The 15,123-nt window shown below is 72.8% G+C and carries 14 protein-coding genes; 6 read left to right on the top strand and 8 right to left on the bottom strand.

All coding sequences use genetic code 11. The annotated features are described in order from the left end of the window. Positions 1-136 precede the first annotated feature (136 nt). Positions 137-2,059: an N-acetylmuramoyl-L-alanine amidase gene (locus ACIPPS_RS12890; RefSeq protein ID WP_401431392.1), complete on the bottom strand. Its 1,923-nt coding sequence runs from the start codon at positions 2,057-2,059 to the stop codon at positions 137-139. A gap of 381 nt (positions 2,060-2,440) precedes the next feature. Continuing rightward, a complete protein-coding gene (locus ACIPPS_RS12885; protein WP_401430299.1) occupies positions 2,441-3,565 on the bottom strand; it encodes an aminoglycoside phosphotransferase family protein in 1,125 nt (374 codons plus the stop codon). Between the two features lie 233 nt (positions 3,566-3,798). Between ACIPPS_RS12885 and ACIPPS_RS12880 the strand changes: the two genes are divergently transcribed. Further along, the gene (locus ACIPPS_RS12880) at positions 3,799-5,292 is read left to right on the top strand and encodes a hypothetical protein (protein WP_401430297.1); all 1,494 of its coding nucleotides are present in this window, start codon (positions 3,799-3,801) and stop codon (positions 5,290-5,292) included. A 206-nt stretch (positions 5,293-5,498) separates the two neighbouring features. On the opposite strand, the gene ACIPPS_RS12875 is transcribed toward ACIPPS_RS12880, so the two are convergent. Next, positions 5,499-6,977, bottom strand: coding sequence for a PP2C family protein-serine/threonine phosphatase (locus ACIPPS_RS12875; protein WP_401430295.1), 1,479 nt, complete (start codon positions 6,975-6,977; stop codon positions 5,499-5,501). A gap of 198 nt (positions 6,978-7,175) precedes the next feature. On the opposite strand from ACIPPS_RS12875, the gene ACIPPS_RS12870 reads away from it, so the two are divergent. Continuing rightward, positions 7,176-8,495, top strand: coding sequence for a hypothetical protein (locus tag ACIPPS_RS12870; RefSeq protein ID WP_401430293.1), 1,320 nt, complete (start codon positions 7,176-7,178; stop codon positions 8,493-8,495). 3 nt (positions 8,496-8,498) lie between these two features. Here ACIPPS_RS12870 and ACIPPS_RS12865 read toward each other — a convergent pair whose 3' ends face one another. Next, the gene (locus ACIPPS_RS12865) at positions 8,499-9,149 is read right to left on the bottom strand and encodes an NADPH-dependent F420 reductase (protein WP_401430291.1); all 651 of its coding nucleotides are present in this window, start codon (positions 9,147-9,149) and stop codon (positions 8,499-8,501) included. Between the two features lie 203 nt (positions 9,150-9,352). On the opposite strand from ACIPPS_RS12865, the gene ACIPPS_RS12860 reads away from it, so the two are divergent. Next, a complete protein-coding gene (locus ACIPPS_RS12860; RefSeq protein WP_401430289.1) occupies positions 9,353-9,892 on the top strand; it encodes a GNAT family N-acetyltransferase in 540 nt (179 codons plus the stop codon). Here the strand turns inward: ACIPPS_RS12860 and ACIPPS_RS12855 are convergent. From ACIPPS_RS12855 to ACIPPS_RS12840, 4 genes are all read right to left on the bottom strand, one after another. After that, the gene (locus tag ACIPPS_RS12855) at positions 9,885-10,463 is read right to left on the bottom strand and encodes a YdeI family protein (protein ID WP_401430287.1); all 579 of its coding nucleotides are present in this window, start codon (positions 10,461-10,463) and stop codon (positions 9,885-9,887) included. The two genes, ACIPPS_RS12860 and ACIPPS_RS12855, sit on opposite strands and share 8 nt — an antisense overlap. A 198-nt stretch (positions 10,464-10,661) precedes the next feature. Next, positions 10,662-11,954, bottom strand: coding sequence for an ATP-binding protein (locus ACIPPS_RS12850; protein WP_401430285.1), 1,293 nt, complete (start codon positions 11,952-11,954; stop codon positions 10,662-10,664). Positions 11,955-12,155: 201 nt separating this feature from the next. Beyond that, the gene (locus ACIPPS_RS12845; RefSeq protein ID WP_401430283.1) at positions 12,156-12,512 is read right to left on the bottom strand and encodes a DUF805 domain-containing protein; all 357 of its coding nucleotides are present in this window, start codon (positions 12,510-12,512) and stop codon (positions 12,156-12,158) included. Positions 12,513-12,724: 212 nt separating this feature from the next. After that, complete coding sequence (locus ACIPPS_RS12840) at positions 12,725-13,168, bottom strand: SPW repeat protein (protein WP_401430281.1); 444 nt, start codon at positions 13,166-13,168, stop codon at positions 12,725-12,727. A gap of 321 nt (positions 13,169-13,489) precedes the next feature. Between ACIPPS_RS12840 and ACIPPS_RS12835 the strand changes: the two genes are divergently transcribed. The 3 genes from ACIPPS_RS12835 to ACIPPS_RS12825 all read left to right on the top strand — a co-directional run bounded on the left by ACIPPS_RS12835 (position 13,490) and on the right by ACIPPS_RS12825 (position 15,122). Then, on the top strand, positions 13,490-13,861 hold the full coding sequence (locus ACIPPS_RS12835) for a cupin domain-containing protein (protein ID WP_401430279.1): 372 nt from the start codon (positions 13,490-13,492) through the stop codon (positions 13,859-13,861). A 122-nt stretch (positions 13,862-13,983) separates the two neighbouring features. Beyond that, the gene (locus ACIPPS_RS12830; RefSeq protein ID WP_401430277.1) at positions 13,984-14,499 is read left to right on the top strand and encodes a DinB family protein; all 516 of its coding nucleotides are present in this window, start codon (positions 13,984-13,986) and stop codon (positions 14,497-14,499) included. A 92-nt stretch (positions 14,500-14,591) separates the two neighbouring features. Then, positions 14,592-15,122, top strand: coding sequence for a GNAT family N-acetyltransferase (locus ACIPPS_RS12825; protein ID WP_401430275.1), 531 nt, complete (start codon positions 14,592-14,594; stop codon positions 15,120-15,122). Position 15,123 lies beyond the last annotated feature (1 nt).

Genomic DNA, 15,123 nt, shown 5'->3' with positions numbered 1-15,123 from the left:
CGTGGGCAGTGATCGGCCGAGCCTTACCCGTCGCCCGTACGGCCCACGCGACACCGGGAATAGTCATATGAACGCGGGCGGGGTGTCGCCGCGACCCCCGCCCGCCGACACCCCGCCCGCTCTGGCCGGATCCGCCTCAGCGCCTGGAAACCCGCACGTCGGCGGCGCGCACGAAGGCGACTCGATGGCCGAATTGGATCTCGTAGTACTGCTCCTGGCCCCGGACGACCCGATGCGCCGAGGTGTCGAACGTCGGAGCGAAGAGGTACTCGCCCGGGGTGCCCTCGCCCACGACGTACGACTGACCGGCGAGCAGCCGGTACGGCAGGGGGGAGACCGCCTGGACCGGGACTCCGGCCGGATACGCCGACGCCTCCGGATAGGCCCGCCCGTACACCGGCACCTCCGCGAGGCCCTCCCTCGGGGTCAGCACCGTGCCGCGCGCGTTCACCGCCGTCGGCTCGCTCCTCGGGTTGGGGAACCAGGCCTTCTGGCCCAGGTACCAGATCGCCGTCCAGTCACCCCGCCGCTCGGCCACCGCGTACTGCTGCCCGGTCGAGGCCCGCGCCCCGGTGTCGTTGACCCCGGTCGTCGACTCGGCGCCGCCCGGCCGCAGACCGACGTCCCGCACCAGCGGCGCGTCGGTGCTCGGCCCGGTGAACAGCCGGACCGCGCCGCTGCCGTGCGGGGCGCACGCCACGCCCGCCGTGACGCACCCCGTGTAGACCGGCTGGTGCGCCGCGTACGCGGGCCGGATCGTCACCACCCCGGAGTCCGGACCCGCGCTCGCCGTGAACGGCCGGCCGAGCAGCCGGAAGTAGTGCGCCCAGTCCCAGTACGGCCCCGGGTCGGTGTGCATCCCCGGGATCGTCGACGTCAGCGTGCCGGGCACGTTGTCGTGGCCCAGGACGTGCTGCCGGTCCAGCGGGATGTCGTAGCGCTGCGCGAGGTACCGCACGAGGCGCGCCGAGCTCCGGTACATCGCCTCCGTGTACCAGGAGTCCGGCGCCGTCAGGAAGCCCTCGTGCTCCAGGCCCACCGACTTGGCGTTCACGAACCAGTTGCCCGCGTGCCAGCCGACGTCCTTCAGCGGCATGTGCTGGGCGATGTGCCCGTCGGAGGAGCGCAGCGAGTACTGCCACGACACGTACGTCGGATCCTGCACAAGGCCCAGCGTGACGTCCCAGCTCGCCTCCGTGTCGTGGACGACGATGTAGTCGATCGACTGGGACACGGGCCGGTTCGCCTTGTCGTGGTTGCCGTAGTCGCCGTCCCCGAACTCCTCGTACGGCGCCGGGATCCACTCGCACGCCACCGTGCGCGGGCACTCCGTCGGACCGCTGCTCGGCTTCCGCAGGCCCAGCGACGCCACCTGGCCGGGCGCGGGCGCGACGCCCGGGGCGGCCGCCAGCGTCACCACCTGCCCGCTGTCGGTCGTACGGGACTCACCGGTGCGGATCACGTCGAACACGTCGTTCGCGTACGCCGTCGCGGTCGCCGTGTCCTCGGCGCCCGAATACCGCGCCACCGCGCCGAACCAGTCCGCCGGGTCGGCGCTCGCCGGCCGGCCCGACGCCCGCTGGGCGGCGGCGAGCAGCGCGGCACCGCCCTCGATGTTCGCCGCCGTGCGGGTGCGCAGGTCCCGCTCGGGGATCCCGGTCAGCGCGGCGGCCCGGTCCAGCGTCGTGAGGCGGTCCGGCAGTCGCTCCCTGGTGGGCGGCGGGGTCACGGTCCTGGCCCCGTGGCGCGGGGCGCGTGCGTCGTCGCCCCGGGCGTCCTCCGCGCCGTGCGAGTGGTGCGGCGCCTCGGCGAGGGCGGTCGCCGCGTCCGTGAGGTGCATCGGGCCGTAGCCGCCGGTGACGCTCGGGGCCCCGCCGTGCGCGTCCCACCGCGACTGGAGGTACGACACCGCCAGCAGCACGCTCGGCGGCACGCCCTGCCGCTCGGCGGCCGCCGCGAACTGTCGCTGGAGCGAGTCGGGTTCCCATGTCCCGGCCGTGGCGGGGGGAGCGGCCGAGAGGAGCGGGAGGAGCAGAGCCGCGGACGCCAGGGCGCCCACCGCTCGGGGGACCCGACTGTGCGACACGGAACGGTGCAAGGCAGCCTCCGGGGACCAGGGGGATGAGGGGGCGCGTGCGGGGCCGGACCCGTACAGGGGTAGCGGCTTCCCGACGATCCGTCAATCACCCTCAGCCGGACGGCATTTCGCATGTCAGGGGCTGTCTCGCGGGGTTTCGTCGTGGCGACGCGCCGGCCTGCGGCACGTCAGTGGAGTGGACCAATGGCCCGGCGGCGGGGGCTGGATGGAGGCAGGTCGGGGCGGGTCGGGCGGCGGAAACGCCCGAACGCCGGGCGCCCGGTGTGTCGGCACCGGGCGCCCGGCGTGTCACCCCCGTGGGGACGGTCCGCGGGGACCGAGGCCTGTCGCTCGGACCAGGCCTCAGCGCGTACCGACCGCCGCGCGCACGGCCCGCCGTGCCATGGCGCAGTCGTCGTGCAGCCGTCGCAGGAGGCGGCGCTGCTCCTCGCCGGGCGAGACCGCGCCGGACGGGACGGGAACCGAACCCGCGGGCGGGGCCTCCTTGATGGTGCGCTGCACGGCCGTCTCGTAGGTACGGATCTCCCGGGTCAGCACGATCATCAGGTTCACCAGGAAGGCGTCCCGGGACGCGGGACCGGCCTGCTGCGCGAGCTGGCTGATCTGGCGCCTGGCCATCGGCGCGTCACCGAGCACCGACCACATCGTCGCCAGGTCGTATCCGGGCAGGTACCAGCCCGCGTGTTCCCAGTCGACGAGCACCGGACCGGTGGGGGAGAGGAGGATGTTGGAGAGCAGGGCGTCGCCGTGGCAGAACTGGCCCATGCCCTGGCGGCCACCGGCGTGCGCCAGACCGTGCAGCAGCTTCTGCAGGTCGTCCCGGTCGCGGTCGGTGAAGAGCCCCAGTTCGTGGTAGCGCGCGATCCGCGCCGGGTAGTCCAGCGGTGCGTCGAAGGTCCCGGCCGGCGGGCGCCAGGCGTTCAGCCGGGCGATCGCGCCGAGCGCCGCGCGCAGGTCCGTGCGGGGCGGGGCCTCCACGGGGTGGCGCGTCAGCGCCGCCGCCCGCCCCGGCATCCGCTCGATCACCAGCGTGCAGTTCTCCGGGTCCGCGGCGATCAGCCGCGGCGCGCGCACCGGAGGACGGTGCCGGACGAAGGAGCGGTAGGCAGCTATTTCGTGCTGGAACCGCTCTACCCACGCGGGGGAGTGGTCCAGTAAACACTTCGCGACCGCCGTGGTCCGCCCGGTCGTTCCGACGATCAGTACCGAACGACCGCTGCGCCGCAGGACCTGCACGGGATTGAACTCCGGGCAGATCCGGTGGACGGACGCGATCGCCATCCGCACCTGGGCCCCCTGGGGGCCGGACAGGTCGATTCTTCCGCTGAGCGGCTGAGCGGCACTGCCCGCCCATCGCCTCGCCCGGCCCGCCGGAGCGACGGGGGCGAGGTACGGTCCGCTGCCGACCGGTACGGAACGGTGCTGGGGCCGGGGCGGGGCGGACACGGAGGACGATGCTGTGTACATGGGGAGACAGATCCCTTCGTGTGCCGACGAGTTGCGTGCGTCGCCCCGCCCGACCTCCGGGCCGCACCCTGGGGAATGAGGGCCGGTTGCCGGGGCGGGGTGGCGCTTTCCTACCTGACACCCGGGCGCGGGTGGCGGAACATCGGGCGCACCCTGGCGAACCCTGGCGAATAGTCGCCAGCCCTATGACAGGGGGTTACTGTCAACTCAGCCGAGAACCTGGGGGCTTAGACGTGACCGGACAGACCAACACCCGCCTGGCAGACCTCTTCGGCCTCGCCGGCTGGTCCAAGGGAGAGCTCGCGAGGCTCGTGAACCGGCAGGCGGCGGCCATGGGCCACCCCCAGCTGGCGACCGACACCTCACGGGTGAGGCGATGGATCGACATGGGGGAGACCCCGCGCGACCCCGTACCCCGGGTGCTGGCTGCACTGTTCACCGAGCGACTCGGCCGTGTCGTGACCATCGAGGACCTCGGGTTCGTACGACACGGGCGCGCCGGGAAACGGCAGAACGTCAGGAACGACGACAACCCTGACGGGCTGCCCTGGGCGCCCGAGCGTACGGCAGCGGTCCTCACCGAATTCACGGGAATGGACCTCATGCTCAACCGACGCGGCCTGATGGGCGCGGGCGCCGTGCTCGCCGCCGGCTCCGCCCTCAGCAGCGCCATGCACGACTGGCTCCACACCGACCCCGCACGCTCGGCCACCGCGCCACGCGCCAACGATCCCCTCCACGCCGACCCCGCCGGGTTCGACCGTTACGAGGCCGCCCCCATCGGGTCGGAGGAGATCGAGGCGCTGGAGCGCTCGGTGGAGGTGTTCCGCGCCTGGGACGCCTCCCGGGGCGGCGGTCTCCAGCGCAAGGCGGTCGTGGGCCAGCTCAACGAGGTGGGCGGCATGCTCGCCTACCACCATCCCGACCACCTCCAGCGGCGCCTGTGGGGCGTGGCCGCCAACCTGGCCGTGCTGGCAGGCTGGATGTCCCACGACGTCGGCCTCGAACCCACCGCCCAGAAGTACTTCGTCATCGCCGCACACGCGGCCCGTGAGGGCGGCGACCGGCCGCGCGCCGGGGAGGCCCTCTCCCGGGCCGCCCGCCAGATGGTCCACCTCGGCAGGCCCGACGACGCCCTTGACCTGATGAAGCTCGCCAAGTCGGGCTCGGGCGAGGCGGTCCTGCCCCGCACGCAGGCGATGCTGCACACCATCGAGGCCTGGGCGCAGGCCTCCATGGGCAAGGGCCAGGCCATGCGCCGTACGCTCGGCGAGGCCGAGGACCTGTTCGTCTCCGACCGTTCGGACGTCCCGCCGCCGAGCTGGATGCAGAACTTCGACGACGCCGACATGCACGGCATGCAGGCCCTGGCGTACCGCACCCTCGCCGAGCACGACCCCGCCGCCGCGGTCCCGGCCCAGCGCCACGCCAAGCTGGCCCTCGAACTGCGCAGGCACGGCCACAACCGCTCGAAGCTCTTCGACTACATCTCGCTCGCCTCGGCCTGCTTCATCGCCGACGACCCGGAGCAGGCGGACCGGTACGCCCGGCTCGCCCTGGTCTCCATGGGCGAGACGTCCTCCCACCGCACCTGGGACCGGCTCCGCGAGATGTACCGGCTGACCGGGCAGTACGCGGGCTACGCCACGATCGAGGACCTGCGTGAGGAGATCGCCCACGCCCTGCCCAAGCCCGCGGCCAAGCGGCCGCGGAGCAGCGGGATCTGAGGCACGGAGGGGCCTGGAGGCGCGGAGGGGCCTGAGGGCGGGCCGGGCGTCGGCCGGCGGTGGGGGAGGGCGGCGGCTATCCGCCGCCGTGCGTGCGCGAACCGCCCGTGCGCGAACTGGCCGTGCGAGAACCGCCCGTCCGTGAACTGTCCGTGCGAGAACTGGCGTACGAGACAGGGCACACCGGCCTCTGCCGGTCCGTCCTCCTAGTGGCCGACGCGGACCACCATCACGCAGGCGTCGTCCTCGCGCGGCGCCTCGCCGAACACCTCCACCACCGACCGCACGCAGTCCTGCGCGTCACGCGCCCCCGCCAGCCGAGGAGCCAGGGCGAGCAGCCGCTGCGTACCCGTGTCGTCCAGGCCGCCGCGGCGGGTCAGCCCGTCCGTGTGCAGCACCAGCAGATCCCCGGGGAGCAGCCGGACGGCGGCCTCCTCGTACGCGGCCCCGGTCGTCGCTCCGAGGAGCACACCGGCCGGCCGCTTCAGGGCGTGCCCCGTCCCGTCGCGGAAGAGCAGCGGGGCGGGGTGGCCGGCCTGCGCCCAGGAGAGGGTCTGGCTGGCCGGCTCGTACCGGCAGCACATCGCGCTGCCGAGCGCCGGCTGGACCGAGGACTCCAGCAGCTGGTTGAGATGGCCCATCAGGGCGCCGGGGCGGATGCCTGCGACCGCCATGCCGCGCAGCGCGCCCAGGAGCATGGCCATGGAGGAGGTCGCGGAGACCCCGTGGCCGGTGAGGTCGCCGACGGTCAGGAGCGCGTCGCCGTCGGGAAGGGCCAGCGCGTCGTACCAGTCACCGCCGATGAGTCCGGTGGTGGCGGCCGGGAGGTAGTGGCCCGCCACGTCCAGCGGGGCGCCAGGGCCGCCGTGGGCGAAGCTCAGCGAGCCGCGCCACGGAGGCAGCACGGCCTCCTGGAGCTCGACGGCGACCCGGCGCTCGGTGCGCTCGATGTGCCGGCGGCGCTGGAGGCTGTCACGCGACTCGCGGACCGCGCGCTCGCTGCGGCGCAGCTCGCTGACGTCGCGCAGGACGGCCCACATCGAGGCCGTGCAGCCGTCGGAGTCGAGGACCGGCTCGCCCATCATGTGGAGCGTGCGGACCCGGCCGTCCGTGCGCACGACCCGGAACTCGCCGTCGATCGGCTTCCCGTCGATCAGACAGTCCGTCACCATCGCCTGCAGCAGGGACTGGTCCTCGGCGAAGACCATCGACGGCAGCTCGTCCAGCGACATCGGGCCGCTGTCGGGGTTCCGCCCGAAGATCTGGTACAGCTCCTCGGACCAACTGACCTCGTCGTTCAGCAGGTTCCACTCGGCGCTGCCGACGCGGCTGAGGAGGGAGCCGGTGTGCGCCGGCGCGACGCCGCCGTACGCGGCGCCGGGGTCGGACGCGGGCTCGACGTCGTCGTCGGCCTGGACCGGGCCGGCAGCGGCGGAGAGCGCCGCCTCGTCCGGGACGCCGGCCTTCAGCTGACCCAAGTGCGCGCCCAGGTCGTCGAGTTGGTGCACGGCGAGATCGCAGAGGGCGCGCTGCCAGCGGTTCCTCGGGTCGTCCTCGTCCAGTACGGCGTCCCGGCGAACGGCGTCCACGTCACCGCGCAGTCGGCGGGTCTGCGAGATCAGCGCGTCCACGGTGCCGGGCTCCGGAGGCTGGGCCGGACGGTCCGCGTAGAGAGGGGACGGCATGTCGTACTCCGATACAGGCGCGGCGCGGGCGAGCGGTGGAACGAGGCCCGGACAAAACTGTTGCACAGGCTGAGACGGCCCGTAAGGGATTTGGCAACACTCGATACGGTGGTGCTTCTGGCACATGCCTGCGGCCCGCCGATTATCGGCCATCGGGGTGGTAACGGCGAGGGGCGGTAGGAAGGTTACGGTGCACCTGTGGTGAACGACCTGGACATGGTGGGGACGGCGGTGCTGCTCGCGGCGGCGCCGGCCGGGCGCGGACGGGCGGTGGACGCGGCGTCCGTCCTGCCCGCGCTGGCGGCGGTGTCGCCGGGCGCGCTGACCGGCACGCCGCTGGCGACGGTCGTCGAACTCGCGGACCCCCTCGACCCGCAGACCGTCCTGACACGGCTCCGGTCCGCCGCCGCCGCGCCCGGTCCGCTGGCCCTCTATCTCGCGGGCCAGCTCCAGGTGGACCGCCGGCAACACCTGCCGCACCTGGCGCTGGCGCGCAGCACCCCGACGACGCTGCGCTACACCGGACTGCCGTGGCACTGGCTCGCGGCGGAGCTGGCGGTACGGCGGGCGGGCACGACGACGGTGGTGGCGGACCTGGTCGCCGACGCCGAACTCTGGGCGCGCCTCGGCGCCGCCCCGGGCCTGCTCTCCCTCGGGCCCGGCATCCGGCTGCACGGGCGGGTCGCCCCCGCCCCGCGCCGGGGTGGCGCCCCGGCGGCACCGGACTACCTCCGGCACTACGCCACGGTCTGGCGCACGGGCGCCCGTCCGCCGCTCGCACACCTCCACGCGGAGGCGATGGAGCGGTCGGGGCCGGGCGAGGCCCTGGACCTGACGCCGGGGGCTGGGGCCCCGGGCGGGGACGGTTTTCCGGCGGGTGCCGTCGCGTCGACTCCCGTGCGAGCTGTCGTCCCCGCACCGGTGGCGGTGCGGGTCGCGGTGCCGGTGGCGGTACCCGCACCGACGCCCGTACCCGCGCCGATGCCGGTGTCGGTGTCGGCGTCGGTTCCTGAGCCCCAGCGTGTTCCTGAGCCCCAGCCCGAGCACGGGCGGGCGACCGCCGCCGTGGATCAGGTCGTTCGGCTCACGGAGACCGCGCCCGCGGCACACGACGCCGACCCCCACCCCGCGATCCTCGACGCCGCGCGTGCCGGGCGGCACGGGGAGGCCGTCGCCGTCGCCGTGGCCTGGGAACAGGTGGCTCTGCGGCGGTTCGGGGCCCGATCGCCGGAGGCCGTGCACTGGATGGAGGTCCGCGCCGACCTGGCCCGGCTCGCCGGAGAACCCGCCCGCAGCTGCGAGTTGTGGATCGGGGCGGCACGGGCCCGGCTCGGGCTGGGCCAGAGCCCGCAGGACCCGGATGTCGAAGGCGCCGTGGACCGCGCCCACCACCAATGGGAGCGGATCGAGGACCCCGTCCGCGGCCGCGAGTTGGGCAACGCCCTGGTGGCGCTGCGCCGCCGGGTCCCGGGCCGCAGGGCCGGCGCCCTCGCCGCCCTGCAGCGCCGTATGGGCTGAGCCCTAGGGAGCGGCGGGCGGCACCACGCGGATCCCGAAACCGAACGAGCCGGTCGCCCGTGCGATGCCGATGAAGAGCAGGGCGAAGTGCTCCTGTCCGCGTGCGGTCACGATGCCCCCGAGGTCGAGTACCGACCCCTGGGGCCAGCCGAGATCGGCGAGCAACCCGCTCACCGTCCGCTTGGCGTCCGCGTCGTCGCCGGACAGGAAGACCGTGCTCGGCCCCTCCAGAGACCCCGGCGCGACCATCACGACACTGTCGACCGTGCAGAGCGTCTTGACCACCGGTGTCCGGGGGAAGGCCCGCTGGATCTCTTCCCCGAGACTCACCTCCGGGTGCGAGAGGGTGTCGTCCTCCTGGTAGCCGACGGCGATGTCCAGCAGCACCTTCCCCGCCAGCGCCGGTGCGCCGATCGATTCGAGGAGGGGCACCGACGCCGTCCCCGGGGTCGCGTTCACCAGCACCTCCGCGTGCGCGGCGGCGGCGGACGGGGACCCGACCCGTACTCCGGCGTCGAGCAGCTCCTTCAGTTCCGTGAGGAGATCCGTGTCCTGCGGGCGCCGTGACCCGAGGACGATGTCGTGGCCCGCACGGGCCCAGCCCGCCGCGAGCGCCCGTGCCACATGTCCCGTACCGAGAAGTCCGATTCGCATGAGAACGACGTTAGGCGCGCGCCACCGGGAGCGTCATCGGACCATGGTCGGGCCGGGCCGCCGTCCGGGCCTAGGGCAGGCGCCCTAGGCCGGTGCGCCGACGCCAGACCGCCCCCGCCCACGGTGGGACCGCCCCCGCCGACGGGCGGCCCAGCGGCCCGGCGCCGCCAGGGACGGGCAGCGGGGCTGCGATGATCGTACGTATGCAGGCCACCCCTTCCGCCGCGTCGCGCGGCGACCTGACCACCGAGCGGTTGTCGCTACGGCCCGTGCGCGCGGCCGACGTGCCGGCCGTCACCCGGCTGTGGACCGATCCCGAGGTGCGGCGGCACCTGGGCGGGCCGGTCAGCGAGCAGGTCGTACGGATCCGGCAGCAGCGGGTCGTCGGAGCGCCCGGGGTGCACGCGGTGGTGCGCGCGGCCGACGGGGTCCTGCTGGGGCTCGTGACGGTGGAGCCCGGGGCGCGGGACGGCGAGACCGAGGTCTCCTACCAGTTCCTGCCCGAGCACTGGGGGCACGGCTACGCGCGTGAGGCCGTCGCCGCCGTCCTCGACGCCACGCTCCCGGGCACGCCGAGCGTCGTCGCGCTGACCCAGGAGGCGAACCACCGCTCCCGACGGCTCCTCGAAGCCGTCGGCATGACCCATGTCTCCTCCTTCGTCGAGCACGACGCCCATCAGGTGCTCTACCGACGCGCCGCCGGCCGTTCCCAGGGGCCGGCCACGCCCCCGGCCGTCAGGTGACCTTCTCGCCCGCCGCCAGCCTGGCCACCATCCGCTCCAGGCGCTGGGCCCGGCCCTTCGGCGTGCGGGCCTGCCACAAGCGCATGATCACCAGATACTGATCGGTCTTCCCGAGCCCCTCGTAGAAGGCCCGCGCCCGCCCGTCGGCCGCCAGGGCCGCGGCCAGGTCCTCCGGCACGGTGGCCTCCGCCTGCGAGGGGTACGCGGCGGCCCACCGGCCGTCCGCCTGCGCGGCCCGCACCTGGGCGAGGCCAGGCTCGCGCATCCGCCCCGCGGCCGTGAGTGCCTCGATCTTGCGGACGTTCACCCGCGACCAGAGGCTGCGGGACCGGCGCGGGGTGTACTTCTGGTGGTAGTACGCCTGGTCCCCGCCTCTGCGCGTGGCGTCGATCCAGCCGAAGCAGAGCATGCAGTCGAGGATCTCCGGATTGGTGAGGGACGCGCCGCCCTTGTCCTTCTTCGCGATCCTCAGCCAGATCCCGGGCGTGTCCGCATGATGGGCCTCCAGCCACGCCTCCAGCTCCGCCGTCTCCTCGACGGTCATGATCTCGAGCCCCTCGTACCGCTCCATCGGCCGGCACCCCCTGTCGTGGTCCACGAGGTCCCGGAGTCGTCCGGAACGTTCATGACCACGATAGGGAGAGCCACTGACAGTCGGCCCGCACCGCGCGCGCCGGTGGGCGGGTGGATCGGCGGAGGGCCGCGGGAGGGCCGGGGAGGGCCGGGGGTGGGTCGGCGGCCGGGCGGGGGTGCCGACGGCCGGGGCGGGTCAGAAGCGGGCGTGCGTGGTGATGTCCGATTCGAACTGCGTGATCATCTCCGACGTGACGGTCGGCCGGCACTGGCCGATGGCCTCCAGATAGTCCGCCGTCGTCGCGCCGGGCAGCCGTTCGTCGGCGGCGGAACGGGGGCCGACGGAGATCAGATCGCGTTCGAAGGAGTTCTGCGCGGCGATCCGCGCGGCGTGCTCGATGTCGGCCGGTGTGAACAGGTCGCTCGCCGCCACCAGTTCGTCGATGTCGACGTCGGGGCGCCCCTCGGTGTAGCGCCCCCAGATCGCGGTGCGGGCCGCCTTGTCGGGCGTGCCGATCGGGATGAGGTAGTCGAAGCGGCCCGGGCGCAGGAAGGCCGGATCGAGGGAGCGGATCGAGTTCGTGGCGCAGACGAGCAGCCGCTCGTCCCGCTCGCGGAAACCCGGGATCAGCTTGAGGAGTTCGTTGGTCACGCCGTGCATGCCGCCGGGCTGCGCGGGCTCCTGGCGGACCGGGGCGATCTCCTCCACCTCGTCGATGAAGACCAGGACCCGCTCCAGCTCGGCGATCCGGGCGAACGCGGCGCGCAGCGCGGCCGCCAGATTGCCCTCGTCGGCGAGCCGGGACGGCAGGATCTCCACGAACGGCCAGCCGAGTCGGGAGGCGATGCCGCGCGCGAACGTCGTCTTGCCGGTCCCCGGTGGACCGAAGAGGCCCACCGCGCGCGGCGGCCGCACGCCGTGCCGCGCGGCGCGCTCCGGCTCGGCGAGGGGGAGGACCACCCGCCGTTCGATCAGGTCCTTCTCCCGCTCCATGCCGGCGACCTTGGCCCACAGGTCGCCCGGCAGCAGCCGGCCGCCGAGGTCGTCGAGAAGGCTCGCGGCGGGACCGTGCAGCGGTTCGACCTTCTCGAAGTACGCGACGGCGGGCTGCCGGGTGTATCCGGCGTTGAGGAGGCCCTCGCCGAGCAGCTCCTCCTCGGGCAGGACGTACGCGATCCGGCCGACGCGCGCCGCGACCAGCCGCCGCTCCAGCTCGACCAGGAGGGCGCTGGCGAGGCCGCGGCCTCGCCAGGCGGAGGAGATGGCGACCCGCATCACCCAGGCCCGTTCCCCGGAGACGGAGGCGAGCGCGGCCCCGATGGGGACGCCCTGGTGGACGGCGACGACCGCCGGCTGGCGGGAGGTGAGGGCACTGATGCACTCGGCCACGGAGAAGACGGATTCCTGGCCGAGCTCGGCCGTGGTGTCGATCAGGTGGACCACTGCGGCGAGATCGCTCTCGCGGTAGTCGTGGATGAGCCAGTTCACCGGTACCGCCCTCGTTCGTTCGGTTTCGCGCCGTTGCGGCGAGGCTAGGCGCGGGGGAGGAGGCGGGTCGTGCGCCATCGTGCACAAGGCGTCACCGGTGATTGCTACGAACCGTCACTGGGCCTACGGCGCCGGTTGGGCGTCAGGAACGGGCGAAGCCCCCGAAGGAACCTTCCTTCGGGGGCTTCGTCACGTGCGAGCTCAGTACGCGGGCGCGAGCTTCGGGTTCGGGCCGTAGCTGTTGTCGGTCTGGTTGCCCTCGGTGGCGAGGAACACGATCAGGATGATGCCGCCGACCAGCGGGACCAGGTTGATCAGGATCCACCAGCCCGAGCGGCCGGTGTCGTGCAGGCGTCGGATCGTGACGCCGAGGCCGGGCAGGAACACGGCCAGCGCGTAGACGGCGTACAGCAGCGGGTACGTGCCGATCGCCATGTCGATGACCGCGACGATGATCAGCGCGATGATGTTGAACAGCATGAACATCCAGTATTCCTGGCGGCGCGCACGGCCGTTGAATACCGCGTACTTCTTGAGAACGTCGAGGTACCAGTTCACTAAGTCCCCCCAAGGACTGGGAAATGCGAGGGAGCCTGTCCCTGTGGAGCAAGCTTACGCAGAACTTATGTGGCCGAAACGCCGAGGGTCAATTCGTTACCTGAGGCGGGACGTTGGGGGGCGGTGTGTCTGGATTTGCGCCTGTGGCGCGGCGACGGCGCCCCATCCCGACCAGGGACGCGGCGCCGTTATGAGAGAGGATCAGCGCTTCGTCACGTTTTTCTGGTCTTGCTCATGAGCAGTCCGCCCGCCGTGAGGGCGAAGAGGCAGACGCATGCGCCGGTGATGACGTTGCTCATGATCGCGCCAGTTCCGGCATCGGTGGTGGCGACCACCCAGGGGGAGAGGATCAGCCATACGCCGAGCGCCAGGACGACGAAGTTCAGGTCCTGGGACCGCTCCGGGGCCATCGACATGCAGAGGCCGAGGACCGCGAGGGCGATGCCGGTGACCAGGTTGCTGAGGGCAAGTTCCGGCCTGGCGGCCGAGAAGTGAACCACCCACCCGGAGACCGCGGCGTAGATACCGGCGAGGATCACGAGTTCCTCGACCGCCGCGACACCTCGTGTCTGGAGTATTTGCGAGTAGCGTTCCCGCATTTCTGTCGCGTCGGGGTGTCCCCTGATATCACCGGGACGGTGAGAGACGTCAGACATACGACTCGCCTCCTTCTGGCGTCCTGCACGTCTGATCGCGCGTGCGGCGATGTGCCGCGGTTTCATTGTGCGCTTATCTAGGCTTTATGTGTAGGTCTGTCCGATATCGGATCCCCACAGAAATCAGGACGCTCCCTAGCGTGGATCCGCCAATCACGGGGGATCGCTCGATGAACGTTCAATGAGGATCACGCGACGGGGCATGGTGATCCGGGTGGTCGGTCCGGCCCCGGGCAACGGAGCCGCCGGTGAACGGCGTTCGGCGTAGCCTGGAAGTGGACTCGGGGAGCGCACCTCACACCGCCGGGAAGGCGGAGGATCATGACCGGAATCGTCTCCAGAAGCTTCGACTCGGCGGACGAGACCCGCCCGTTCGAAGACGCCAAGGGTCGGCTGGACCTGATCACCACGGAGCGCGGCCCGGTCGGCCGGGCGGTCTTCGAACCCGGCTGGCAGTGGAGCAAGCACATCAAGCCCATCGCCGGTACGGACAGCTGCCAGGCCGCGCACGCCGGGTATGTCGTCGGCGGCCGCATGAAGATCGTGATGGACGACGGCGAGTCCCTCGAAGTGGGCCCCGGCGACTTCTTCACCGTCGAACCGGGCCACGACGCCTGGGTCCTCGGCGACGAGCCGTGCGTGGCCCTTGACTGGGTCGGCTTCGGCGACTACGCGGTCCGCCCCGGCACCTGAGCCGAGGCCGCCGACGCGGCACGCCGACTACAGGGAGTGCCCGCACCCCGCCGCGGCGCGCCTGGCCCCGGGGAGGCGGAAATCGCTGGTCGCATTCGGCGATGCCCCGCGATCATGGCCGGATGGACGAAGATCACCGCATCCCGCCGCCGCGCACGGCGGACGAGCGGACGACGCTCACCACCATGCTCCAGTTCCAGCGCGACACCCTGGCGATGAAGTGCGCGGGGCTCACCACCGAGCAGCTCAAGCACCGGGCCGTGGCCCCGTCGGGACTCTCGCTGGTGGGGCTCGTGCGGCACGCCGCGGAGGTGGAGCGTGGTTGGTTCCGCAATGTGATGAACGGAGAGAACAGCCGTAGCCCGTGGACCCCGGCCGGTTCCACGGAGTGGGCCGACTTCGACGTCGACGACCTCGACGAGGCCGGAGTCGCGGAGGCGTTCGCGGTCTGGCGCGAGGAGTGTGGCCGGGCGCGCGCGGTCGTGGACGCGGCCGGCGGCCTGGACGTCTGCGGGCACCTGGGGGAGGAGGCGTACTCGCTGCGCTATGTCCTCGCCCACATGATCGAGGAGTACGCCCGACACAACGGCCACGCGGACCTGCTGCGGGAACGCGTGGACGGCGTGACGGGCGAGTAGCGCTCCCGGCCGCTCCCTCGGGGCCGCGTCACCCCGGACGGCGGCGGGAAACGCCCTGATCAAGGGGGCCATTGGCCTGTTATCGTCGCCAGATGCCTGAACTGGTCGTCCCCACCACCCGCCTTCATCGTTCCTGGCTCGAAGCGCACGCCGAGTGGAACCCCGGCTCGCGCCAGTCGGGCGCGGGCATAGGGCTGGCCGGGGAGGAGGCCCTCGCGATCCCCGAGGTCTTCGCCTCGTGGGTCGGCAGACTGTGCGAACAGGCGGACACGACAAAGGCGTTGAGCGGCGGCCGGGTGCACGCCACTCACTGGTGGATCGTCGAGGACGGGGCGTACGTCGGCGCGATCGACCTGCGCCACCGGCTCAACGACTTCCTGCTGCGCGCGGCCGGCCACATCGGCTACAGCATCCGCCCGTCCGCGCGCCGCCGGGGCCTCGCCACCTGGGCCCTGGGCGCGGTCCTCCCCGAGGCCCGCGCCCTCGGCATGGACCGCGTCCTGGTGACCTGCGACGAGGACAACATCGCCTCCGCCCGCGCGATCGAACGCAACGGCGGCGTCCTGGAGGACGTCCGCGACACGGAGATCGGACTCAAGCGCCGCTACTGGATCGCCCTGTGAA

Origin of the sequence: Streptomyces sp. NPDC090127, assembly GCF_044746945.1 — a bacterium.
GTDB lineage: Bacteria > Actinomycetota > Actinomycetes > Streptomycetales > Streptomycetaceae > Streptomyces.
Note: the sequence above shows the minus strand (reverse complement) of the source record. Positions and strands in the feature narration are given on the sequence as shown.